At 55.6% G+C, this 23,192-nt stretch carries 21 protein-coding genes; 10 read left to right on the plus strand and 11 right to left on the minus strand.

Features of this window, described 5'->3' with window-relative positions:
- Positions 1-27: 27 nt before the first annotated feature.
- From IT893_RS01300 to atpC, 6 genes are all read left to right on the plus strand, one after another.
- Entirely contained in the window at positions 28-345 is a 318-nt protein-coding gene (locus IT893_RS01300; RefSeq protein ID WP_197146578.1) for a MazG nucleotide pyrophosphohydrolase domain-containing protein, read from the plus strand.
- 458 nt (positions 346-803) lie between these two features.
- A complete protein-coding gene (locus IT893_RS01305; protein WP_040823053.1) occupies positions 804-1,361 on the plus strand; it encodes a F0F1 ATP synthase subunit delta in 558 nt (185 codons plus the stop codon).
- Entirely contained in the window at positions 1,361-2,893 is a 1,533-nt protein-coding gene (gene atpA / locus IT893_RS01310) for a F0F1 ATP synthase subunit alpha (RefSeq protein WP_008889762.1), read from the plus strand. Before IT893_RS01305 ends, atpA begins: the two co-directional genes overlap by 1 nt.
- Positions 2,894-2,923: 30 nt before the next feature.
- Positions 2,924-3,814, plus strand: coding sequence for a F0F1 ATP synthase subunit gamma (locus tag IT893_RS01315; RefSeq protein ID WP_008889763.1), 891 nt, complete (start codon positions 2,924-2,926; stop codon positions 3,812-3,814).
- Between the two features lie 52 nt (positions 3,815-3,866).
- The gene (gene atpD / locus IT893_RS01320) at positions 3,867-5,285 is read left to right on the plus strand and encodes a F0F1 ATP synthase subunit beta (protein WP_008889764.1); all 1,419 of its coding nucleotides are present in this window, start codon (positions 3,867-3,869) and stop codon (positions 5,283-5,285) included.
- Between the two features lie 41 nt (positions 5,286-5,326).
- Positions 5,327-5,731: an ATP synthase F1 subunit epsilon gene (atpC, locus tag IT893_RS01325; protein WP_008889765.1), complete on the plus strand. Its 405-nt coding sequence runs from the start codon at positions 5,327-5,329 to the stop codon at positions 5,729-5,731.
- Positions 5,732-5,833: 102 nt separating this feature from the next.
- On the opposite strand, the gene IT893_RS01330 is transcribed toward atpC, so the two are convergent.
- The 4 genes from IT893_RS01330 to IT893_RS01345 form a co-directional block, all read right to left on the minus strand.
- Positions 5,834-8,416, minus strand: a complete 2,583-nt coding sequence (locus IT893_RS01330; RefSeq protein ID WP_197146579.1) for an ABC transporter permease — start codon at positions 8,414-8,416, stop codon at positions 5,834-5,836.
- 21 nt (positions 8,417-8,437) lie between these two features.
- Complete coding sequence (locus IT893_RS01335; RefSeq protein ID WP_008889767.1) at positions 8,438-8,884, minus strand: response regulator; 447 nt, start codon at positions 8,882-8,884, stop codon at positions 8,438-8,440.
- Between the two features lie 322 nt (positions 8,885-9,206).
- Positions 9,207-10,469: a c-type cytochrome biogenesis protein CcmI gene (gene ccmI, locus IT893_RS01340; RefSeq protein WP_197146580.1), complete on the minus strand. Its 1,263-nt coding sequence runs from the start codon at positions 10,467-10,469 to the stop codon at positions 9,207-9,209.
- Between the two features lie 23 nt (positions 10,470-10,492).
- Entirely contained in the window at positions 10,493-12,475 is a 1,983-nt protein-coding gene (locus tag IT893_RS01345) for a heme lyase CcmF/NrfE family subunit (RefSeq protein ID WP_197146581.1), read from the minus strand.
- A gap of 224 nt (positions 12,476-12,699) precedes the next feature.
- On the opposite strand from IT893_RS01345, the gene IT893_RS01350 reads away from it, so the two are divergent.
- Positions 12,700-13,719 carry a cation diffusion facilitator family transporter gene (locus tag IT893_RS01350; protein ID WP_008889770.1) on the plus strand — a complete coding sequence of 340 codons (1,020 nt, stop codon included), beginning with the start codon at positions 12,700-12,702 and terminating at the stop codon, positions 13,717-13,719.
- Between the two features lie 97 nt (positions 13,720-13,816).
- On the opposite strand, the gene IT893_RS01355 is transcribed toward IT893_RS01350, so the two are convergent.
- The 5 genes from IT893_RS01355 to IT893_RS01375 all read right to left on the minus strand — a co-directional run bounded on the left by IT893_RS01355 (position 13,817) and on the right by IT893_RS01375 (position 18,573).
- Positions 13,817-14,587, minus strand: a complete 771-nt coding sequence (locus tag IT893_RS01355) for a PhoH family protein (RefSeq protein ID WP_008889771.1) — start codon at positions 14,585-14,587, stop codon at positions 13,817-13,819.
- A gap of 340 nt (positions 14,588-14,927) precedes the next feature.
- Complete coding sequence (gene arsJ, locus IT893_RS01360; protein WP_197146582.1) at positions 14,928-16,154, minus strand: organoarsenical effux MFS transporter ArsJ; 1,227 nt, start codon at positions 16,152-16,154, stop codon at positions 14,928-14,930.
- Positions 16,155-16,158: 4 nt separating this feature from the next.
- Positions 16,159-17,184, minus strand: a complete 1,026-nt coding sequence (locus IT893_RS01365; RefSeq protein ID WP_197146583.1) for an ArsJ-associated glyceraldehyde-3-phosphate dehydrogenase — start codon at positions 17,182-17,184, stop codon at positions 16,159-16,161.
- Positions 17,185-17,196: 12 nt separating this feature from the next.
- Positions 17,197-18,228 (minus strand): ACR3 family arsenite efflux transporter, encoded by a 1,032-nt coding sequence (gene arsB / locus IT893_RS01370; protein WP_197146584.1) that lies wholly within the window; start codon positions 18,226-18,228, stop codon positions 17,197-17,199.
- Complete coding sequence (locus IT893_RS01375; RefSeq protein ID WP_197146585.1) at positions 18,229-18,573, minus strand: helix-turn-helix transcriptional regulator; 345 nt, start codon at positions 18,571-18,573, stop codon at positions 18,229-18,231.
- A 161-nt stretch (positions 18,574-18,734) separates the two neighbouring features.
- Between IT893_RS01375 and IT893_RS01380 the strand changes: the two genes are divergently transcribed.
- The 3 genes from IT893_RS01380 (at position 18,735) to IT893_RS01390 (ending at position 21,845) form a co-directional block, all read left to right on the plus strand.
- Positions 18,735-19,058, plus strand: coding sequence for a helix-turn-helix transcriptional regulator (locus tag IT893_RS01380; protein WP_008889776.1), 324 nt, complete (start codon positions 18,735-18,737; stop codon positions 19,056-19,058).
- 50 nt (positions 19,059-19,108) lie between these two features.
- A complete protein-coding gene (locus tag IT893_RS01385; protein ID WP_008889777.1) occupies positions 19,109-20,146 on the plus strand; it encodes a permease in 1,038 nt (345 codons plus the stop codon).
- A gap of 103 nt (positions 20,147-20,249) precedes the next feature.
- On the plus strand, positions 20,250-21,845 hold the full coding sequence (locus IT893_RS01390) for a peptide chain release factor 3 (RefSeq protein WP_008889778.1): 1,596 nt from the start codon (positions 20,250-20,252) through the stop codon (positions 21,843-21,845).
- 76 nt (positions 21,846-21,921) lie between these two features.
- Here IT893_RS01390 and IT893_RS01395 read toward each other — a convergent pair whose 3' ends face one another.
- Together IT893_RS01395 and IT893_RS01400 are read right to left on the minus strand one after the other, a co-directional pair.
- A complete protein-coding gene (locus tag IT893_RS01395) occupies positions 21,922-22,251 on the minus strand; it encodes an AzlD family protein (protein ID WP_197146586.1) in 330 nt (109 codons plus the stop codon).
- Positions 22,248-23,105 carry an AzlC family ABC transporter permease gene (locus IT893_RS01400; RefSeq protein WP_197146587.1) on the minus strand — a complete coding sequence of 286 codons (858 nt, stop codon included), beginning with the start codon at positions 23,103-23,105 and terminating at the stop codon, positions 22,248-22,250. The genes IT893_RS01395 and IT893_RS01400 overlap by 4 nt, the downstream gene beginning before the upstream one ends.
- Between the last annotated feature and the right edge of the window lie 87 nt (positions 23,106-23,192).

Below are 23,192 nucleotides of genomic sequence, written 5' to 3' on the forward strand. Positions count from 1 at the left end.
TATTATATTTAAGGAGTTAATTTGATAATGCTTTGTGAAAGTAATAACGAATCATCTGAAAATCAGCGCAGCATGTGCGATTGGGCAGAGCAGACATTTGGCCCGGTCAGTGATCCGGCATCACTCGTAGACCGAGCCCTTCTGGAAATGCAGGAACTTGGCGAAGCAGTTCAGGATCGCGACATCAGCGAGATCGGCAAAGAAGCCGCCGATGTTCTGATTTTGCTGTATCGGCTGGCAGATCAGTTCGAACTCGATCTTGATCAGGAAGTTCAGGCCAAGATGGCGATCAATCGATCAAGAACCTGGGTATCAAAGGGCGATGGCACAGGATCACACGTCTGAAAACATCGATGTCACTTGATTTAATGTGATGATACCTCTCGATGATCCGGGAACCAGATGGCTCTACTGGGCCACCTCAAGTCTCGATCAGGTGTGAAGTTGGTTACAGTTTTGATCGGTTTATCCCGATAATCGCAGCCAGGATAAAAACCAACTCTGTGCAATTCGGGGATTCGTCGCGTGAATCAGGATTTCATTAACCTTGCGAGCTCATCCCCAACCAGAGGCATCTTATTAAATAGTTGTAAGCCTGCCTTAAAAATGGGCGATTTCGGGGTGTTTTGGCCGAACTTTGCCAAAGAATGGAAAAGAGGGCGCAATTGCGCTTGCGCGGGGGTTGCCCACTCAAAGGACATGTGATACCAAACGCTCGCTTCCCGGAAGGAAACCCTTTCGGGGGATCATTTTTTTATACGTATCCGAGTCGTTCTCATAACCAGAATTGAGGGCTTTCACCGGTGTCCCAAAATACTGCCGCGACCGGGCTCCAAGGGCGCTACGCCACAGCACTATTTGACTTGGCCAACTCGGCCAACCAGCTTGATGCTGTCAAAAGCGATCTTGAATTGCTCGACCAGGCCATCGCAACCAGCGATGACCTCCGGAATGTACTCCGCAGTCCCGTGATTTCCCGGGACGTGCAGGCCAAGGCGATGGCGGCTCTTCTGGACAAGCTTGGCGTTTCCGAGTTGACCAAGAAGACCGTAGGGCTTCTGTCTCAGAAGCGTCGTCTGTTTGCCCTGCCGGATGTCATTGATTCCTACCTTTCCATGCTCTCGGCTCACAAGGGCGAAGTTACCGCACAGGTGACCTCGGCTTCCGAGCTGAAAAAAGAGCAAATCGAAGCCGTTACCGGCGCTCTCAAAGAAGTTGTCGGCGCCACTGTAAAAGTGGACCTTAAAGTTGATCCGGCTGTTCTTGGCGGTCTTGTCGTCAAGGTCGGTTCCCGGGTTTTTGATGCCTCGCTTCGTACTAAACTGCAGAAGCTCGAGCTCGCTATGAAAGGGGTTGCGTGATGGAAATCCGCGCCGCGGAAATCTCCGCTATTCTTAAGGATCAGATTGCCAATTTTGGTGCTGAAGCCGAAGTTGCCGAAGTCGGTCAGGTTCTGTCTGTCGGTGACGGTATTGCCCGTGTTTACGGTCTGGACAACGTCCAGGCTGGTGAACTCGTTGACTTCCCGGGTGGCATTAAGGGCATGGCCCTTAACCTCGAAGAAGACAACGTTGGTGTCGTGATCTTCGGTTCTGACCGTTCGATCAAGGAAGGTGACCAGGTTAAACGTACTGGCGCCATCGTTGACGTTCCGGTTGGTAAAGAACTTCTTGGTCGCGTTGTTGACGGTCTGGGTAACCCGATCGACGGCAAAGGCGAACTGGGTGCAAAAGAACGTCGCCTTGCTGACGTCAAGGCACCGGGCATCATCCCGCGTAAATCGGTTCACGAGCCGGTACAGACCGGTATCAAGTCGATTGACTCGCTGATCCCGATTGGCCGTGGCCAGCGTGAGCTGATCATTGGTGACCGTCAGACCGGTAAAACCGCCATCATCGTTGACACCATTCTGAACCAGAAGCCGGTGAACGATGCAGCGAAATCCGACAGCGACAAGATGTTCTCCATCTATGTTGCCGTTGGTCAGAAACGTTCGACCGTTGCACAGGTTGTTAAGGTCCTTGAAGAGCGCGGCGCGATGGAAAACACCATCATTGTTGCTGCGACCGCATCCGACCCGGCACCGATGCAGTTCATCGCACCGTTCGTTGCTTGCGCAATGGGTGAGTACTTCCGTGACAACGGCATGCACGCAACCATCTTCTATGATGATCTGTCCAAGCAGGCTGTTGCTTATCGTCAGATGTCGCTGCTGCTTCGCCGCCCGCCGGGACGTGAAGCATTCCCGGGTGACGTCTTCTATCTGCACTCCCGTCTGCTGGAACGTGCGGCAAAGATGAATGACGAAAACGGCGCTGGCTCGCTGACCGCACTTCCGGTTATTGAAACCCAGGGTAACGACGTTTCGGCGTTTATTCCGACCAACGTGATCTCGATCACCGACGGTCAGATCTTCCTTGAAACCGACCTGTTCTACAAAGGCGTACGCCCGGCTGTGAACGTTGGTCTGTCGGTTTCGCGTGTTGGTTCGTCCGCACAGATCAAAGCGATGAAGCAGGTTGCTGGCTCGATCAAGCTGGAACTCGCTCAGTATCGTGAGATGGAAGCATTCGCACAGTTCGCATCGGATCTTGATCCGGCAACCCAGAAACTTCTGGCCCGTGGTGCACGTCTGACCGAGCTGCTCAAGCAGCCGCAGTACTCGCCGCTCAAGGTCGAAGAGCAGGTTGTTGTGATCTATGCTGGTGTTAAAGGCTATCTCGACAGCATTCCGGTGAACAAGGTTCGCGCCTTCGAAGAACAGTACCTGTCCGAAATTCGTTCGGCTGGCGCTGATATCCTCGATGCGATCCGCACCGAGAAAGTTCTGTCTGATGACAGCGAAGCCAAGCTTAAAGCGTTCCTCGACAAGTTCGCGAAAACCTTCGCGTAAGACTGAAACTTAGGCGAAGGAGGAAACGCAATGGCTAGTTTGAAGGATCTGCGCTCGCGCATTGCCAGCGTCAAATCGACGAGGAAGATTACCTCGGCGATGAAGATGGTGGCAGCCTCCAAGCTCCGTCGTGCACAGGATGCAGCGGAAGCAGCCCGTCCCTATGCTGAACGCATGGGGACGATGCTGGGCCGTCTTGCAACTGCCGTCGGCAGCAATGAAGGGGCGCCAAAGCTTCTGGCCGGTACCGGTAAGGATGATGTGCATCTGCTCGTCGTCTTCACCGCGGACCGTGGCCTTTGCGGTGGTTTTAACGCATCGATCGTCAAAGCAACCCGTCTGAAAGCCAAAGCCCTGCAGGCTGAAGGCAAGACGGTGAAGCTGATCTGTGTTGGCCGCAAGGGTGCAGATGCGCTCAAGCGTGAATTTGGTGACAATATTGTCGCCCGGTATACTGGCATCGAAGGCAAGAAGGGGATTGATTTCTCTTCGGCAACCGAGGTGGCAGACAAGGTTCTGGCGCTCTACGACGAAGGCGAATTCGACGTTTGCACGATCTTCTACAACAAGTTCGTGTCCGCGATTTCGCAGGTGGCAACCGCTCAGCAGCTGATCCCGTTCACGGGTGAAGAAGCAGACGAGCAGGAAGAAGCAACTGGTTCTTCTGCGGTTTACGAATACGAACCGTCCGAAGAAGCCATTCTGGCTGATTTGCTGCCGCGTAACGTTGGCGTCCAGATTTTCGGTGCAATGCTTGAAAGCAGCGCATCTGAACACGGTGCGCGTATGTCCGCGATGGATAACGCAACCCGCAATGCCGGCGATATGATCGACCGACTGAGCATCCAGTACAACCGCTCACGTCAGGCTCAGATCACCAATGAACTGATTGAAATCATTTCCGGCGCCGAGGCTTTGTAAGCGGGTCGCAGGAAGTTAACGGATAGCTTTGTCCGAGCAGGAGACAATAACTATGGCGAACAAGAAGGCGGGGAAAATTTCCCAGGTAATGGGCGCCGTCGTCGACGTTAAATTCGACGGCGATCTGCCTCCCATTCTGAATGCGCTGCATGTTGACAACAACGGTCAGCGTCTGGTTCTTGAAGTTGCACAGCACCTTGGTGAAAATGCGGTCCGTACGATCGCAATGGACACCACCGAAGGTCTGCAGCGCGGTCAGGAAGTCACCGACACCGGTGACGCGATCTCGGTTCCGGTTGGTCCGGAAACCCTTGGTCGTATTCTGAACGTTATCGGTGAGCCGGTTGACGAACGTGGTCCGGTTAATGCAGCCAAGACCTCTCCGATCCACCGTGAAGCACCTGACTTCATCGACCAGTCCACCGAAACCGAAATCCTTGTGACCGGCATTAAGGTTATCGACCTTATCGCGCCGTACACCAAGGGTGGTAAAATTGGTCTGTTCGGTGGTGCGGGCGTTGGTAAAACCGTCCTTATCATGGAACTGATCAACAACGTGGCAAAAGGCCACGGTGGTTACTCGGTCTTTGCTGGTGTTGGTGAACGTACCCGTGAAGGTAACGACCTCTATCACGAAATGATGGAATCGGGCGTTATCAACCCGGAAGGCGAATCCAAAGCTGCACTGGTCTATGGCCAGATGAACGAACCCCCGGGAGCACGTGCACGTGTTGCTCTGACCGGTCTGACCCTTGCGGAATACTTCCGTGATGAAGAAGGCCAGGACGTTCTGTTCTTCGTCGATAACATCTTCCGCTTTACCCAGGCTGGTTCGGAAGTGTCGGCACTTCTCGGTCGTATCCCGTCTGCTGTGGGTTATCAGCCGACGCTGGCAACCGACATGGGTGCGCTGCAGGAACGTATTACCTCGACCAAAAAAGGTTCCATTACCTCGGTTCAGGCAATTTACGTCCCGGCCGATGACTTGACTGACCCGGCACCGGCAACCTCGTTTGCCCACCTTGACGCAACCACCACGCTGAACCGTCAGATTGCCGAGCTCGGCATCTACCCGGCAGTTGACCCGCTCGACTCCACTTCGCGTGCTCTGGATCCGGGCGTCATTGGTCAGGAACACTACGAGACCGCGCGTGAAGTTCAGCGTGTTCTTCAGACCTACAAAGGTCTGCAGGACATCATCGCCATCCTCGGCATGGACGAGCTTTCGGAAGAAGACAAACTGGTTGTGGCACGTGCCCGTAAGATCCAGCGTTTCCTTTCGCAGCCGTTCCACGTTGCAGAAGTCTTCACCGGTACTCCGGGCGTGTTCGTTCAGCTCGAAGACACCATCAAGGCTTTCAAAGCGATCTGCGCTGGTGAATATGACCACATGCCGGAACAGGCATTCTACATGGTCGGCACCATCGAAGAAGCCATCGAAAAAGCCAAGAAGATGGCCGAAGCTGCCTAAGGCAGCTTTGGTCCCCCTCCGGCTAAGGAGCGAGGATTGTCATGACTGATACGACTGTACTGGAACTTGTTTCACCGTCTGCCCTGCTCAAATCCGAGCCGGTCGAGATGGTCGTTGTTCCGGGCACGGACGGGAATTTTGGTGTTCTGCCCAAGCATGCGCCGATGATCTCGACCATTCGTCCGGGTGTCATCGACATCTATGCAGGTGGTAAGGTTTCCGAACGTATCTTCGTTGCTGGCGGTGTTGCCGAGGTTAATCCCGAGCGTTGCACCATTCTGGCAGAAGAAGCGGTTCCGGTTTCCGATTTGAAAGCTGACGAAGCACAGGCCCGTCTTGAAGAGGCTCAGGCCGCTCTCAAGTCTGCCGAGACTGCACACGACAAAGCCAATGCCGAGCGCGCGCTCGACATTGCCCGTGCACAGATCCAGGCCCTGAGCAACTAAGCCTGCTTTCAGAAAATCATTTAAAAAAGGCCGTCCTGATGGGGCGGCCTTTTTTGTTGTCTGATCTGGCTTTGGGTCGTTTTGGGGCTTTCGGCATTCGGCCTAACCGCGCCAACCTGTCTGCGCGCGCAAACTTGCGGCCTGCAAAATCCAGCCACCACCAAACCCAAGCACCACGATCATACCAAATGCTGTTGCGATCATAGGTCCGGCGAGTGCCGCGACCTGTGCGAGATCAATCGTGCCGATGGCCTGTGCGGCGATAATTGCAATTCCGCTGCCTGCCATCAGCCCGACCAGTCCACTGATTGTAACCATCAGTCCGGTTTCAAGCGCCCCCGTTTGGGTGATTTGACGCGGCCGAATACCAAGGGCGCGCAGCATGGCTAGTGTCTCTGTCTGGCGCTGGCGCAGCGCAATCAGCCCGCAAATAATCACCAGAACCGCGCCAAGGGTGGCAAGGGTGGTGATCGCGAGCAGCCCTGCCGCCACGCCGTCAAACAAGCGGGTCAGTTTTGCCAGAACGTCGTTAACGAAAATCACCGGGATATCGCGATGGGTCTCAAGGATCGGGGCCATTGATGCCCTTGCATCCATCGTATCGTTAAGCTGCACAGCACTGATCACCCCATGGTCAAAGGCCGGCGACATTGGCGACAGCACAATCGGGAAATCAAGGTCAAGCCGTGTCCAGTCAATCTGACGCAGATTGGCAATGCGGACGTTATGGGGCTTTCCCATGATATTGACCGTCAGGCTGTCCGCCACCGCCGCACCGATTGCCTGTGCGACACCGGCGTCAAGGGATGCGAGCCCTTCGTTAACGCTCTCTGGGGACCACCACTGGCCATCTGTAAGCGTGCTTTGGCTCATGTTTGCTGTCGGACGATCCGTCCATGACATGCCCCGGTCGCCGCGCAGGAACCAATGATAGCGCCGTGGTACTTGGGCCTGCGTCAATGGCACGCCGTTCAGATGCGTGACCCGACCATGCAGAAACGGCATCTGGGTGATGCTTTGAACACCATCAGCGCGCAGGACATCTGCCTGAAAGGCGTCTTGTGCGGTTGGCGGGATATCGAAAAACACCACATTCGGGGTCTGGGACGGCAACACCGATTTCAAATGCTGACCCGCCAAGCTGCCAAACAGAATAACAGCGGTCAGACATGCCATCGCCAGACCAAAGGACGCGGTGATGGTCACGGTCGGCGCGGAAGGCCGGGCGATATTGCGCAATGCCAGACGAAGGGTGGGGGACAGGCGATGTGGTGTTGATAACCTTCCGGCGATGGCCCGGATTATCCGCCCGAGACCGACAAAAAGAACCTGGCACCCGACAAGAACCGCCAACAAGACAAGCGAAAACCAGCCAAGGTCAATCAGGGCACTGGCAATGCCAAGCAAGCAGCCTGCAATGAGGGCCTTTATGATTATGAGCTTGGTCCAACGGCGTTTTAAGGGGCTTTGCGTTTCACGTTGATCCTGATGGCGAAACAGGCAGGCCGGCGAAGCTTCACTGGCGTCGCGGATAGGGTTGATAGAAACAAGGGCAACAAAGCCGAAAACAAAGCCCGCAATCATGGGGATATTCTCGAAAGTTGGCCGTACGTCAAAGCCAAGCATTTCGGCGAACAACGGACCAAGCACCGCGCCCGCGATTACAGTCAAAACAACCGCGATCAGGATGGCGAAGCCAGTAATAAGTCCCATTTGCCAGATAATGCTGGCGGCAACTTCCTGTGGCCGGGCGCCCAGACTGCGCAGGGTCGCAAAGCGCGGACGTCGCGTGGCAAGGTCGGCTGTCAGGGCATTTCGGATGGCACTTGTCGCGATGGCAAAGATCGCAATTCCCATCAGGCTGACGAAGGCAGATGCGAAATCCCCGATGCGTTCGAGCCCGGGGACGCCGTCCGCGGCACTGACAATCCGCCATCCGCTATCTGGAAATCGGCCTTCGATGGCAGCAATAATCTGATCCGGCGATCGCGTGTTATTCGGTGGCAGTTTGATCCGCAAATACCAATAAACCTGCTTGCCCGGTGCCAAAAGTGGGCTGTTGCGATACGCGTTGAGCCCGACAATCACGCGGGGACCAAGCGAGAATAGCCTGAATTTGCGTTCGGGCTCAGCGGCGATGCGCGCGCGGATCTGATAAGGCTGACCCCCAAGATAAAGAGTATCGCCAACTCTGTACCCGCCCTCTTCAACCAGTTCGGGGCCAACAACAATGCCGGGAGTGCCATCGCTGGTGCCAAGGGCTTCCGAAAGGGGAATGTCTGGCGACAGTGCCAGATGACCAAAAAGCGGATAGGCGGCATCAACCGCCTTCAGTTCGGAAAGTACGGCCGTTTGATTATTGGATGGCTGGACCATCACCCTTTGTTCGATTGTCAGGCTGAGTGTGCCAAGCGTTTCAAGGAAAGCAATTTCATCAATCCTCGGTGCCCGGTGAAACAGGCGCAGCGAGATATCCCCGCCGATGGTCTGTTGTGCCGACTGGCGCAACCCATCGCGAACCGACTGGGTCAGACTGACGGTCAGGACCAGAATGGTCGCGGCAAAGACAAGGGTGGCAAACAGGGTGGCAATGCCGATACCGGGCTTGCGCAATTCACGCAGCGCAATCCTAAGGCTCGTCGGGATGGACTGGGATGCTAAAAGCAGAGATGTCGGGCGGCGCACGGCAGTCTCTCTGGCAGGGGGTTACGGCGTGGGGGTCAACGCCAGTCCCAGCCAGAAGGATTCGATCATTTTCATCAGTTCGATGAATTCTGTCACATCAACCGGTTTGCGCAAATAACAGTTTGCCCCGGCGGCATAGCACAGATCAACGTCGTGCTCGGCACCGGATGTTGTCAGAACGATTACCGGAATGGATGCGCAATTGGGATCATTGCGGATATCGCGCAACATTTCGCGGCCATCCTTGCGCGGCATATTGAGATCCAGAAGAATCAGGCGTGGGCGCGGTGAATTGCGATACGGACCATCTTGCTGCAAAAACTGCAGTGCGGTCATCGCATCCTTTACGTGATGCAATTCAACCGGTTGTTTGAATTCCCGAAGTGCTTCGCGCACCAGGCGCGCATCACCAGGATTATCTTCAATCAACAACAGGTTGTTTATTGAACCGTTCTTTTGATCCGGCATGCTGATCCGCTATCCTTAGGGATGAGCTTTTGGTGCGCATGGTCATCCCTGATCTTTTGTTTTGTGAGCCTGTCAATATATTGATCCTAAAGAAAAAGATGGCCCCCACCATCGAAAGGTATTCTTTGGAATCACATATATGATGTATTTCTTATCTATCCTTAAGTCTTAATTTCATACCTCAGCACGAAGTTCAATTCAATAAGACTTCAGTAAAGTTGCAGATATTATCCGACTGTATGGGATATAATGGTTCAAAAGTGCAGGGAAAAGAGTTTCTGCAAAACAATTTTTATCGGCAATATTACCGATAAATGCCTGCTCAGTTCGCCGAGATGCCGATTTCTTGTACCAGCGAGTCGAATCGGGCAATCAGCTCCGGCTGGTCGGCAAACACCGTGCTGGCCTTCTCGAACGCCGCCTTGGCATCGTCTTCCCGGCCCAGCACCATATAGGCCTGCATCAGGCGGGCCCACCCGTCGGGATTGTTCGGCTCAGCCTCCAGCCGTTCGGCCAATCCATTGACCATCGACATGATCATTTGCTGCTGCTCTTCAGGTGTCATTTCCTGCGCGGCGGCGATGTCTTCCTGACTTGGGCCGGGGGAGTTGTTTTCGGCAATGTTCAGGCGTCCTTCAATGTCGATCCCCTGGGCAAGGGCGGCTTCATTGATCCGGCCAACCACCATCGGCAACCACGGGGCATCGCCCGGGGCACCATTGGCAAGCGCGATCCAGCGATCAACCGCCGCACCGACATTGCCTTCCTGTGCATCGGCAAGGCCAAGATAAAACTGGATGCGCGGATCGGTACTGTCGGTTTTTTCGGCTTCGCGCAGCACGCCACGGGCTGCTGTGTTGATTTGGCCATTATTGCTGCGGATCAGGCTTTCGGCATACATGGCCAGATAGTCACCGTCGCGTCCCGACCGTTTGACGGTTTCAAGAAACGCGGTTTGCGCTTCTTCCGGGCGGCCAAGCGCCATCAGGCTGGCACCCAGCAATTCCCAAGCCCGCAGATCATCTGGATTTTCCAGAAGCCTTTGCGACAGATCGCTAACGGCACGATTAAGCACCGACTGGCGGTCTTCATCCGCGGTCTGGGCCATGCGCACGGCATTGATTTCATCGGTGCGGCTGGTGATCGGGCGGTCTGGCATGGTCGGATTGCCAAGATCAAGATAAAGCCCGAACCCGCCTGCAATGAACAGCACAATAAAACCGGCGGCAATGGCCCGGACGGGTTTGTTTGCCGATGTCTGCGCGATGGTGTCAGTGGGCTGTTGCTTTTTGATGCGCTGATCGGCCGCCAGAATACGACGCTGAACTTCGGTGCGCGTCGCATCGGCCTGCTCGGCGCTTAGAACCCCGCGTTCAATATCACGGTCAATCTCGGAAAGCTGATCACGATAAACCGCAAGGTCGCGCGAAAGCTCGTTTTCCGGGCTGCCATCTTCAAGCTCCGATGCGGACGGCGCATCGCTTGCCTCATCCGACGCCGCTTTACGACTGCCGCCAAAAATCGGCCACAGAATGAACCCCGCAAGCAGCAGGGTAATCGCGCCAAGAACAATCCAGATGGTCATTATTTAGGTATCCTGTCCTTGGCTTATTCTGCGGGCACTGCTTTGGCGGCAGTTTTGTGGGAACGGGTTGGTGCCCCGATGCGATAACGACGATCCGAAAGCGACATCAAACCGCCAAACACCATGACAAGCCCGCCAAACCACATCCATGGGATCAGCGGTTTGACGTAAAACCGCGTGATCCATTTGCCACTTTCATCCTGATCGCCGATGACGGCATAGATATCGCCGGTGAAGCTTGATTGAATGCCGGCCTCGGTGGTTGGCATGCCTTCGACCGTATAGACGCGTTTTTCCGGTGTCAGGACAACGGTGCGTTCGCCCGGTGTGGTGATGGTGATTTCCGCTTCGCGGGCGGCATAGTTCGGCCCCTGATATTCGCGGATGCCAGACAGGATAAAGGTATGCCCGGCAAGTTCGGTGCTTTCGCCGACGGCAAGTGACTGAACGGCTTCCTCGGTCCAGGCCTGTGATCCGGTGATACCGGCCACCACGATTGCCACACCGGCATGGGCCAGCATCGTGCCGTGGGCCGAGCGCGGCAGATTGCGCATGCGGCGCAGGCTGGTGCCAATTGGCTCGCGGAACAATTTGATCCGGCCCGACCATTCAAGGATCGATCCGACAAACAGCCAGGCTGCAAGCCCCATCCCGAACAGGGCAAAGGCCGGGCCACCCGAAAGCCAAAGTGTCACCAGCACGACAACGGCGGCAACCGCAAGGGCGATCTTGAGCTTGTTAAACACGCCCAGAAGGTCGGCACGTTTCCACGGCATCAATGGCCCAAAAGCCATCGCGACAATCACCGGCGTGATGATCGGAACGAAGGTCGCATTAAAGAACGGTGCCCCGACCGAGATTTTCTCGCCAGTCAGGGTTTCAAGCAGCAACGGATAAAGCGTGCCGAGCAACACCATGGCGGCGGCAATCGACAAAAGGACATTGTTAAAAATAAGCGCCCCTTCGCGCGAAATCGGCTGAAACAGCCCGCCGCCCTTCAATGTCGGTGCCCGCCAGGCATAAAGTGTTAGCGACCCGCCAACCGCAATGAACAGCAGGAACAGGATAAACACCCCGCGCGTCGGATCGGTGGCAAAGGCATGCACCGAGGTCAGAGCACCCGACCGCACAAGAAACGTCCCCAGAAGCGAGAAGGAAAACGCCAGGATCGCCAGAAAGATGGTCCAGCTTTTCAGTGCGTCACGCTTTTCCACTACGATGGCCGAATGCAAAAGCGCAGTCCCCGCAAGCCATGGCATGAAGGATGCGTTTTCGACCGGGTCCCAGAACCACCAGCCACCCCAGCCAAGCTCGTAATAGGCCCACCAGGAACCAAGCCCGATGCCAGCGGTCAAAAAGACCCAGGCTGCCAGTGTCCAGGGGCGCACCCAACGTGCCCAGGCCGGATCAACCCGGCCTTCAATAAGGGCTGCGACTGCAAAGGCAAAGGCGACTGAAAACCCGACATAGCCGAGATAAAGGAACGGCGGATGAATGGCGATGCCCGGGTCCTGCAACAGCGGGTTCATGCCTTCCCCATCCAGCGGCGGGTTCAAGACGCGCTCAAACGGGTTCGAGGTCAGAACAATAAACAGGATAAAGCCAGCCCCGATCAGCCCCATCACACCCAGCACACGGGCCAGCAGGGTAGGCGGAAGATTGCGGCCAAATGCCGCAACCGCGCCACCAAACAGGGTCAGGATCAGCACCCAAAGCAGCATCGATCCTTCGTGATTGGCCCAAACACCGGTGATCTTGTAGATCATCGGTTTGGAGGTGTGGCTGTTAGCCAGAACGTTAAGGACCGAGAAGTCGGAACTGACATAGGCATAGGTCAGCGCAAGGAAACTCGCCGCGACCAGTGCAAAGCATGCCAAAGCCAACCGTGGTGCGACGGCCAGAAGTGCGGCGTCACGCCGCGATGCCGCCAGAAACGGTACGGTGGATTGGGCCACTGCCATCACCAATGACAGTATCAGCGCGTAATGTCCGATCTCTACAATCATATTATCGTTTCTCGTCCCTAGCAGGCTTTACAGTATCAATTATGTGCCCGGATGCGACATATAATCCCTTTAAAAAGGCTTGGAAACCTTGCGGAATATCAAATATGCGCTATTTGCTGCCCTAGGACGGGCGAAAATATGGCAATAGACATTACATATTGTACGCAAACAGGCTATAAAACGGTGGTCAGTAAGCGTATTGGTAGGCCAGAGGTTGACAACTGATGAGTCAATGTCCCGTCATTGACATAGCACAGAAAGAGACTTGGGCGCGTCGTGCAACGACGGCCTCCATTGTCATTGCTGCGACACTGATCCTGATCAAGGCTGTCGGCTGGTTTCTGACCGATTCCGTCAGCCTTCTATCTTCGATGATTGATAGCATGCTTGACGTTGGTACCTCTGTGATCAACTTCATGGCGGTGCGGTCGGCCTGGCGTCCGGCGGATTACGATCACCGGTTTGGCCATGGCAAGGCAGAACCGCTTGCCGGTCTGTTCCAGTCTGCCTTCATGATTGGGGCTGCGATCCTGGTTCTGGCAGAGGCGGCATCGCGCATCACCGAACCCATGCCGATTTCCTTTGCCGTCGAAGGCCTTTGGATCATGGGCGTTTCGCTGATCATGACCATTGGCCTGGTTTTGCTTCAACGCAAGGCGGTGCGGATTTCAGGCTCCGCCGCAGTCGAGGCGGACTCGCTTCATTACAGCAGCGATATCCTGTCCAATCTGGCGGTGATGATTGCCCTGTTTGGCGGGATGTCGGGCCTTGCCTGGGCCGATCCGGCGATTGGTGGACTGGTTGCGATCTTCCTGCTGTATTCCGCGGTCAAGGTTGGTCGGACCTCGGTCAAGGTTTTGATGGATGCGGAACTACCCGAATCTGATAGCCAGCGCATCATCGAACTGACCATGAAAAACCCCGATGTCATCGGTATCCACCGTCTGCGGACCCGGTCATCGGGCGTGCATCGCTTTGCCGAGATCGAATTGATCATGGATGGCGGCATGCTGATGCGCGAATCGCACACCATCTGTCATCAGGTGATGGACAGCATCCGTGCCGAATATCCTGATCTCGATATCACCATCCATCCCGAACCGCCCGAAGACATCCATCTTGATGAATTCAGCGGCTATACCGAGGATCCGGAATTCTGGCACACCGGCCGCGCCAAACGTGCCGGGCAGCACGACATCCCGGTCAATAACAGTGGCGGCGAAGTCGCGGCCATGGGGCGCTAGGCGCCAGCCGGTTTCACAGATGACCACAAAAAATGGCGGACCCTTTCGGGCCCGCCTTTGTTTTATGCAGTGTTTTTGCAGTTTGCTGTGTTGAAACCTAAAGAACGGTCAACATACTTGCGACCAGCGGGTGACGGACGATGTCCTTGTCACGCAGCTGGACGCAGGCGACATCCTCGACATTTTCAAGACGTTCGGACATTTCCGAAAGACCCGACATTTCCGGCAGAAGGTCGGTCTGGTCCGGGTCGCCGGTCAGGATCATGGTGGAGTTCCAGCCAAGGCGGGTGACCAGCATCTTAAGCTGTCCGTATGTGCAGTTCTGCGCCTCGTCGATCACCACAAAGGCGTTGTTGAGCGTGCGACCCCGCATATAGCCGATCGGTGCAATTTCGATCGTGCCATCGGAGATATAAGTCTTAAGTCGCTTCGCCCCCAGACGATCGTTGAGCGCATCATAAAGCGGGCGCAGATACGGTGCCATTTTGGCTTCGACGTCGCCTGGCAGGAAGCCGATATTTTCCCCGGCCTCAACTGCCGGGCGGGCCAGAACAATGCGGGCGATGTCGCCGTTATCAAGGGCTTCGACCGCCTTGGAGACGGCGATATAGGTCTTGCCGGTGCCGGCCGGGCCAAGGGCCATGACCAGATTGTAATTGTCGATGGCATCCATCAGGGCTGCCTGGTTTTCACTTTTCGGGCGGATGTTGCGGCGGTAGCTTTGATCGCGTTGTCCTTTCTGTTCTGTTCCGGTCTGATCCGACCCGCCAAGCGGGTGCCAATCAGCATTGTTTTCATCAAACAGTTCATGAACATTGTTATTAGACTGCTGCGGACGGTTACGACGACGTGCTGCGCGCTTACCCATGACAATCACCTCAACAAAGTGGCCAAAAAAGCAAAACGCGCCATTCCGTTATGGAAAGGCGCGCATTCAATTTTCATCTCGCGATGGAAGTGGCGGTAGGAGTTTCCGCCGGTCACAGCATGTTGCATGTGCGATCCGGGGGGCGAAAATTCTCGGTTTAAGACGCTTTTTCGCGGCACTCGGGAACTCCTCCTGCGGTCCAGTTATTGACCGTTAATTGGAATCGTACCCCTATATGCAGTGCCTTGTCACGGCTTTTTGCGCGATTAAAGTTTCATGAATTCGCTTTATGAGTCTTTTCAGGTATTTATCCCGCATCTGCGAAGGAAGTTTTTTCCAATCAACCGTGCGTTGGTGTTGCTGAGCGCGATGGCAGGGCGCTACTGATCACCCAGGCGAGCGTTAAAAACGCGATTGATGTCACAAGGCATCCGACCAACCCGCCATAAAGATAGGCCACCCCCGAAAGCACCGTTCCGGTCAAACGCCCGATGGCGTTCGACATATAATAAAACCCGACATTCATAGCGACCTTGTCGCCCTCGGCATAGGCAAGGATCAGGTAGGAATGCAGCGATGAATTGATCGCAAAGACAATCCCGAACACCAGCAACCCACCCAGAACGGCAAGTTCCGGGGCGAAGTTCTGTGTGATGGCGATGGCAATAGCAGCAGACACGGCAATAAGGGCGGCGATCCAGATTTGCGCAGTTCGGCCATCGGGTTCACGGGTTTTCGCACGCAGCATCTTCGGTGCAATGGCCTGAATAAAGCCATATCCGATCACCCAAAGCGCCATGTAACTGCCGACCTCAATATGGCCCCAGCCAAGCTCTGACGCCAGAAACACCGGAAGGCCCACGACAAACCAGATATCGCGCGATCCAAACAAAAACAGCCGGGCGGCGGACAGCACATTGATCTTGCGATCACGCGAAAAGACATCGCGAAATTTCGGCTTCATCGCACCTGCCGGGCCTGCCATCGCAGAGCCGAGCGATATCGCAACCGCCACAAGTGTCAGCGCAAGGCCCGCTGCCATCGCCAGAAGCGCACCGGAAAAGCCAAGCCAGGACAGCAACGCACCACCCATGAAAAAGCCCACACCCTTAAGCGCGTTCTTCGATCCGGTCAAAAGTGCGACCCAGCGGAAAAGTGCCCCTTCGGCATGGGCCGGGACCAAAACCTTGATCGCCGATTTGCTCGACATCTTGGTCAGATCCTTGGCCACCCCCGATGCCGCCTGAAGCCCCATGACATAGGCGACCGAAATCGCCGGAAGCCAATCGGGGTTGGTAAATGATAGTGCGGTCAGCGATGCAATTTGCAATGCCAACCCGGCAAAAAGGGTAAAGCGCAATCCGCGTGCCTGGGCCAGCCATCCACCGACCAGATTGGTGACGATGCCTGCCACTTCGTACAGGATGAACAACAACGCGATTTCAAATGCCGAATAGCCCAGCGCATGAAAGTGCAACAGCACCAACATACGAAGCGCCCCGTCGGTCAGGGTAAAGCCCCAATAGGCCCCGGTGACCAGCGCATAGTTGCGGATTGCGGCCGACATTTTGCTATTTCCCCAACAGGTGTTGCGCGACTTTGGCCGCCAAATCCGCCATCCGGCAGACATATCCCCATTCATTGTCATACCAGGCCAGGATTTTGACCTGCCGCTTGTCGATCACCATCGTTGATCCGGCATCGATAATCGAAGACCGGCTGTCATTAAGGTAGTCGGCACTGACCAGCGGGCGTTCTTCATAGCCAAGAATACCGGCAAGATAGGTTTCAGATGCCTCGCGCATCAGGCGATTGACGGTCTCATTATCGGTGTCTTCTGCGACTTCAAAGACACAATCGGTCAGCGACGCATTCAGCAACGGGACACGCACGGCAATACCGTTCAGCTTGCCCTTGAGTTCCGGGTAAATCATCGTGATTGCGGTCGCCGAGCCGGTGCTGGTCGGGATAAGCGATTGCAGGCACGACCGCGCACGACGCAAATCCTTGTGCGGCAGATCAACAATCGTCTGGGTGTTGGTCACATCATGAATGGTGGTGATCGATCCATGCACGATGCCAAGTTTCTCATGCATGACCTTGACCACCGGTGCCAGACAGTTGGTCGTGCAGCTCGCCGCGGTCAAAAGGTGATGCTGCGTTGGGTCATAAAGATCATCATTCACGCCATAGACGATATTAAGCGCACCTTCTTTGACCGGGGCGGCAACGATGACCTTTTTAACCCCCTGATCAAAATAGGACTTCAATGTCTCGGGCGTTTTGAACTTGCCGGTGCATTCCAGAACAATGTCGCATCCCATGCCGACCCAATCGGTCTCGCCGGGGGTGGCATTTTCGCTAAAACTGATCTTGTGCGTCTGATCGATGACCACATAATCATCGATGCAGGCAACACCATTACCCCAGCGGCCATGGACCGAATCAAATTCCAGCAAGTGGGCCGCGGTAACCGCCCCGCCCTTGATTTCGTTGATATGGACAAATTCAAGGTCCGGGTGACCCCATCCTGCGCGCAGAACCAGACGGCCCATGCGGCCAAAACCATTGATGCCAATGCGGATTTTGCGGCTCATATCAGGGCTCCGTTAGTTTGCAATTTTTGATGGAGTGAACCAGCCACGGGTGCGGTTGGCAATGGCGACAAGCGACAGCATCACCGGCACTTCGACCAGCACACCAACCACGGTGGCAAGGGCCGCCCCCGATGAAAAGCCAAACAACCCGATGGCGGTCGCCACAGCCAGTTCAAAGAAGTTCGAGGCCCCGATCATCGAAGACGGGGCGGCGATTTTATGCTCCACACCCAGCACCTTGTTGGCGACATAGGCGATGGCGGCGATGAAGTAGGTCTGCAAAATGATCGGCACCGCCAGAAGGGCAATGATCATCGGCTGGGCAATGATCTGCTGCCCCTGAAAGGCAAACAGCAGAACCAGCGTGCTAAGCAACGCAATCATCGATACGGGTTTAAGCCTGGCATCAAAGCTATTGAATGCCGCGACCCCGCCTTTCATGACGCGGTTTCGGATGATCTGGCCGACAATCACTGGAATAACGATAAACGCCACAACCGAAATGGTCAGCGTTTCCCAAGGAATGGTGATCGCCGAAATGCCCAGCAACAAGGCCACAATCGGCGCAAAGGCAAAGATCATGATCGTGTCATTAAGTGCTACCTGGGTCAGCGTAAAGTTCGCATCCCCCTTGGTCAGGTGTGACCAGACAAACACCATCGCCGTGCAGGGGGCTGCCCCCAACAGGATAAGACCGGCGATATAGCTTTCGATTTGTGACTCGGGCAAAAGCGGGCGGAACAGAAAGCCGATAAACAACCAGCCAAGGGCTGCCATGGTAAACGGTTTGATCAGCCAATTCACACCAAGCGTGACACCGATCCCGCGCCATTGCCGACCGACTTCGAGAAGCGCACCAAAATCTACCTTCATCAACATTGGCACAATCATCAACCAGATCAGAACCGTCACCGGCAGATTGATCTCATAGACGGTCAGATTGCCAATCGCCTGAAACACGCCGGGGAACATCTCGCCCAAGACGATGCCGACCACGATGCTGACAGCAACCCAGATGGTCAGAAAACGTTCGAAAATACCCATCTAGCAGCATCCTTTTTTATCGACGGTGGCAGAACGGCTTGGCAGCCCGCACAGTTCGGGGTGCCCCTGACAGCAGTCATCTGCAAGAAACCCCAGAAGATCGCGCATGGCATCGGGAACGATCCGGTAAATGATCGACCGGCCTTCGCGGGTGCTGGTAATCAGCCCGGCCTGACTAAGTGTGGTCAGGTGTGATGACATGGTGTTGTGCGGAATGGATATCTGCCGGGCCAGTTCGCCCGCGGCAATACCGTCATTCCCGGCCCGGACCAGCAAGCGGAATGCTGCCAGTCTGTGTTCCTGTGCCAAGGCGCCAAGGGCGCTGATTGCGTGTTTTGTTTCCATATGTCGGGAAATATCGACATATATTGGCGCTGGCAAGTGACATTTGTATTGCAGTGGTGGTCATGCCCAAGTGCGACGTCAAAAAGGATATTTGAATCAGCCAGATGTGGGAGCTGCAGAAAATGTATTTAAATAACTAGAAATATAGTTATAATGACCGCATGAGTGAAAAAACCATTGCACCGGCCTTTGCCGCACTGGGCCACGAAGCCCGTCTGAAAATCTATCGTCTGCTGGTCAAGGCCGGGGACGAGGGGCTTAATATTGGCGATATCGGGCGGGTGCTTGGCCTTCCGGCATCAACCCTTTCCCATCATCTCGGCACCTTGGTTCAGGCTGGTCTGGTCAAACAGGAAAAACTGGGGCGCGAAACCCGTAATCGGGCTGATTTCGATGTTATGCGCGATCTTGTCGGCTTCATCACCGATGAATGTTGCAGCGGTGTCGATCTTGATGCCGCCCATCAAACGGAAAAGGCCTGCTAGGTCGGGCATTTTTTTTGGATCAATATAACTAATTTTCTAGGGATATAGATATGAGTGCCCTGACATTTCAATTGCGCCGCATCGGCACTTCTGCCCGACAAACAGACCGGGTTTTGCTGGCATCCTGCATCATCCTTGCTGCGATCTTTATCTTTGACGCGCCGCAATTTGTCCCAAGTTTGCAGTTCACGGCTGAGTCCTTTGTTAGCACGGCACCGTTTCTGGTGCTCTCAATCGGCATTGCCGCCTACGCGACGGCAACCGGGGCCGATAACCTGATTTCGCGCGCCTTTGCCGGGCGGCCTGTGCGGATGGTGTTTACCGCGGCCGCCTTCGGGGCACTGTCGCCCTTTTGCTCCTGCGGGGTGATCCCGCTGATTGCGGCCCTGCTTGCCATGGGGGTGCCGTTGGCACCGGTCATGGCATTTTGGCTGGCAAGTCCGGTGATTGACCCGGCGATGTTTGTTCTGACCGCGGGCACGCTTGGGACCGAATTCGCGGTGATTAAAATGATCTCGGCGATTGGTCTTGGTTTGATGGGCGGCTTTGTCACCCTATGGCTGGGCTCGCGGGGCTTCCTTTCTGATCCGTTGCGTGACGGGGTGGGAAATGGTGGCTGCGGCGGGGCCAAGGTCCGTTCACACAAGGCGGTTGTCTGGAAGTTCTGGCGCGATGATGAACGGATCAAAAAGTTCAGATCGTCCGCGATTGCCAACATGCTCTTTTTGGGCAAGTGGATCGCCTTTGCCTTCCTGCTTGAAAGCATCATGGTCGCCTATGTCCCGGCTGAAAGTGTCAGTGGATTGCTTGGTGGTGACGGGATTGGCCCGATTGCCATTGCCACCCTTGTCGGGGTTCCGGCCTATTTGAATGGCTATGCCGCCCTTCCGATCATGGAAGGCCTGATTGCGCAGGGCATGCAATCGGGGGCGGCGATGGCGTTTCTGGTGGCCGGCGGGGTATCGTCCATCCCGGCGGCGATTGCCGTTTTTGCGCTGGTCAAAAAGCCGGTCTTTGCGCTGTATCTGGTTTATGCGCTGGTCGGTTCGTTCGCAATTGGCGTTATTTCGCAAGCCTGGCTGGGTTAAACCGCCCGCTTCATGTCCGATATGATGATTTCACGGTGGCAATGACGTTAAAAATCGCTACATTGCGCGCCAAGAAATTCATATCGGATTAAAGTTGATAACCATGTCGATGATTGACAAGCAGGTATCGCGTCGCCGTACCTTCGCTATCATTGCCCACCCGGATGCGGGTAAAACCACCCTGACCGAAAAACTGCTTCTTTTCGGGGGTGCCATCCAGATGGCTGGTGCAGTGAAGGCGAAAAAGGAACAAAAGGGTGCCCGTTCGGACTTCATGAAGATCGAACAGGATCGCGGTATTTCCGTGTCCTCTGCGGTTATGACGTTCGAGTTCGAAGAAAATATCTTCAACCTGCTTGATACGCCGGGCCACGAAGACTTTTCCGAAGATACCTATCGCGTGCTGACCGCCGTTGACTCGGCTGTCATGGTGATTGACGGCGCGAAGGGCATCGAGGCCCAGACGCGCAAGCTGTTTGAGGTTTGCCGTCTGCGTGACGTGCCGATCACGACGTTCGTTAACAAGCTTGACCGCGAAGCACGGGATTCGTTCGAACTGATCGATCAGATCGAACAGGATCTTGCCCTTGATGTGTCGCCGGTTACCTGGCCGATTGGCTCGGGCCGTGATTTCCATGGTTGTTATGATCTGGTCAATGATCAGCTTCTGTTCATGGAAAAAGGCGGCAATGTCGTCAAGGAAGCCATTCCGATCAAGGGGCTTGATGATCCAAAGCTTGATGAACTGATCCCGGATTACCTTCTGGAAAAGCTGCGTGAAGAAGTCGAAATGGTGCGCGAAATCTGCCCGCCATTTGATTTGCAAAGCTACCGCGAAGGCCATCTGACCCCGGTCTTCTTTGGGTCGGCGGTCAATAACTTTGGCGTGCGTGAATTGTTGCGCGGCATTGGCGAAATCGCACCGACCCCGCGCCCGCAAGAAGCGGCAACGCGCCTAGTCGAAGCGGTGGAGCCAAAGGTCGCCGGCTTCGTGTTCAAGGTACAAGCCAACATCGACCCGAACCACCGTGACCGTATTGCGTTTATTCGTCTGTGCTCGGGCCATTTCAAACGCGGCATGAAGCTTAAGCATGTGCGTGCAGGCAAACTGATGGCCGTGCATAACCCGATGCTGTTCTTTGCCAATGAACGTGACATTGCCGAAGAAGCCTGGCCGGGCGATATCATCGGTATTCCAAACCACGGCACCTTGCGCATTGGCGATACCCTGACCGAGGGCGAAGATCTTCGCTTCCGTGGGGTTCCGGCCTTTGCACCGGAATTGCTCCAGAAAGTCCGCCTTGATGATCCGCTGAAGGGCAAGCACCTTCAGCGCGCGCTTGAACAGCTCGCCGAAGAAGGTGCATCCCAGGTCTTCAAGCCGATGATGGGTGCGGACTGGATCGTTGGCGTGGTCGGACAGCTTCAGTTCGAGGTTCTGAAAGAACGCATCTCGGCCGAATACGGCATCAAGGTGCATTTCGAACCGACGCCTGCCTATGCCGCCCGCTGGGTGGTGGGCGATGATCCGCTTGAAATCAAGAAATTCCGGGATGCCAACCAGTCCGCCCTGTTTGAAGACCATGACGAAACACTGGTCTTCATCGCGCGCAACGCCTGGCATCTTGAAACCACACAACGTGACTGGCCGAACCTCAAATTCGAAGCCACCCGCGAACAGAACCTGATTGCTGCGTAACTTTCGCACGCAGCCAAACGCAAAAAGCCGCCTTCATCCGAGGGCGGCTTTTTCTTTGTGTGTCTTCGGCGGTTGTCTAGTTGCCGATAAAATACCGGCCCACACCGACCAGAACCATACCAACCGCCATGGCAGCAAACAGGTTGCGCGCAAGCGCCATGGTAATCACGGTGGCCGCCGCCCCGGCAATGCCGATGGCCCCTGCCGAAAGCGCGCTTGGTACCCAGACGGAAATCAAAACCGCACCGGGCAGGCGTTCCAGCACATGCGCCCAGCGGCCATGTTGCGGCAAACGGTCCGCCATCAAAAGCCCGCCCAGACGCATGCCATAGGTCACAGCCGCCATGCCAAGGATGGTCAGAACGGCCTCAAGGCTGAAACTTGTCAGATCGGGGAATTGGGTCATTGGCCCGTCTCCATTGCAGTCTCCGTTGCAGGTTTGGCGGCGTTTGTGCCTTCGGGTGCGCCATAGGCATCCCGGCCTTCAACGGCAAATTCGACCTCAAGGCTGTCATCATCCATGTCTTCGCGCCAAGTCAGGGCGGCGACAAGGACACCGGCACCCGCACCGGCCAGGATCGACCAGGTACCGGGCAAAGTGTAATGGCCAATGACCGATCCGATCGCGGCGGCAATCCATGGCAAAAGGTCAACCTTGCCCTTCCACATGCCAATGGTCAGTGCGGCAAAGACGGCGGTAAAAGCGAAATCAAGCGCATAAACCTCCGGGTCGGGAATACCGCCGCCCAGAAGGTAGCCAACCGTATTGCCGGTAGCCCAGACCACGCCCAGGAAAATCCCCCCACCCAGCAAAAAGCCGGGATTGGCCAAATCCTTTTGCGTCATCGACACGGCCCAGTTTTCATCGGCCACCATATGCATGCCGGTCACCTTGACCCACAGCGGACGACCGCGAAACACCGGTCGCAGCGACGCCCCGATCAGGATATAGCGCATATTGATCACCGCCGTTGCGATGATGATGGTCGCACTCGGAATGGTTTCGCGCCAAAGATCGACCGACACGAACTGTGCCGATCCGGCAAATACAGCGAGGCTCATGAACAACAGCTCGCCAAGTGACAAGCCGCGCTGCGCGGCCAGCACACCAAGCACCGCACCAAAGATAATGGTGCTGGGCAAAAGCGGCAGGCAGGCAAGGGCACCGCGCCGGATGGTATCCGCGTCGAAATGCCCTGTATGGGACTGGTTTTGGGTCTGGTTCTCGGTCTGAATTTCGGTCTGCCCGGGGCGTGACATTTCCGACGTTTCCTGTGGTTGTTGGTGCCGGTTCGTTTTGGCGACCGGCACTTTCATGGGCGTAAACGGGTGGGCGAGGAGCCATCA

It is taken from the genome of Thalassospira sp. A40-3 (assembly GCF_015871485.1).
GTDB lineage: Bacteria > Pseudomonadota > Alphaproteobacteria > Rhodospirillales > Thalassospiraceae > Thalassospira > Thalassospira tepidiphila.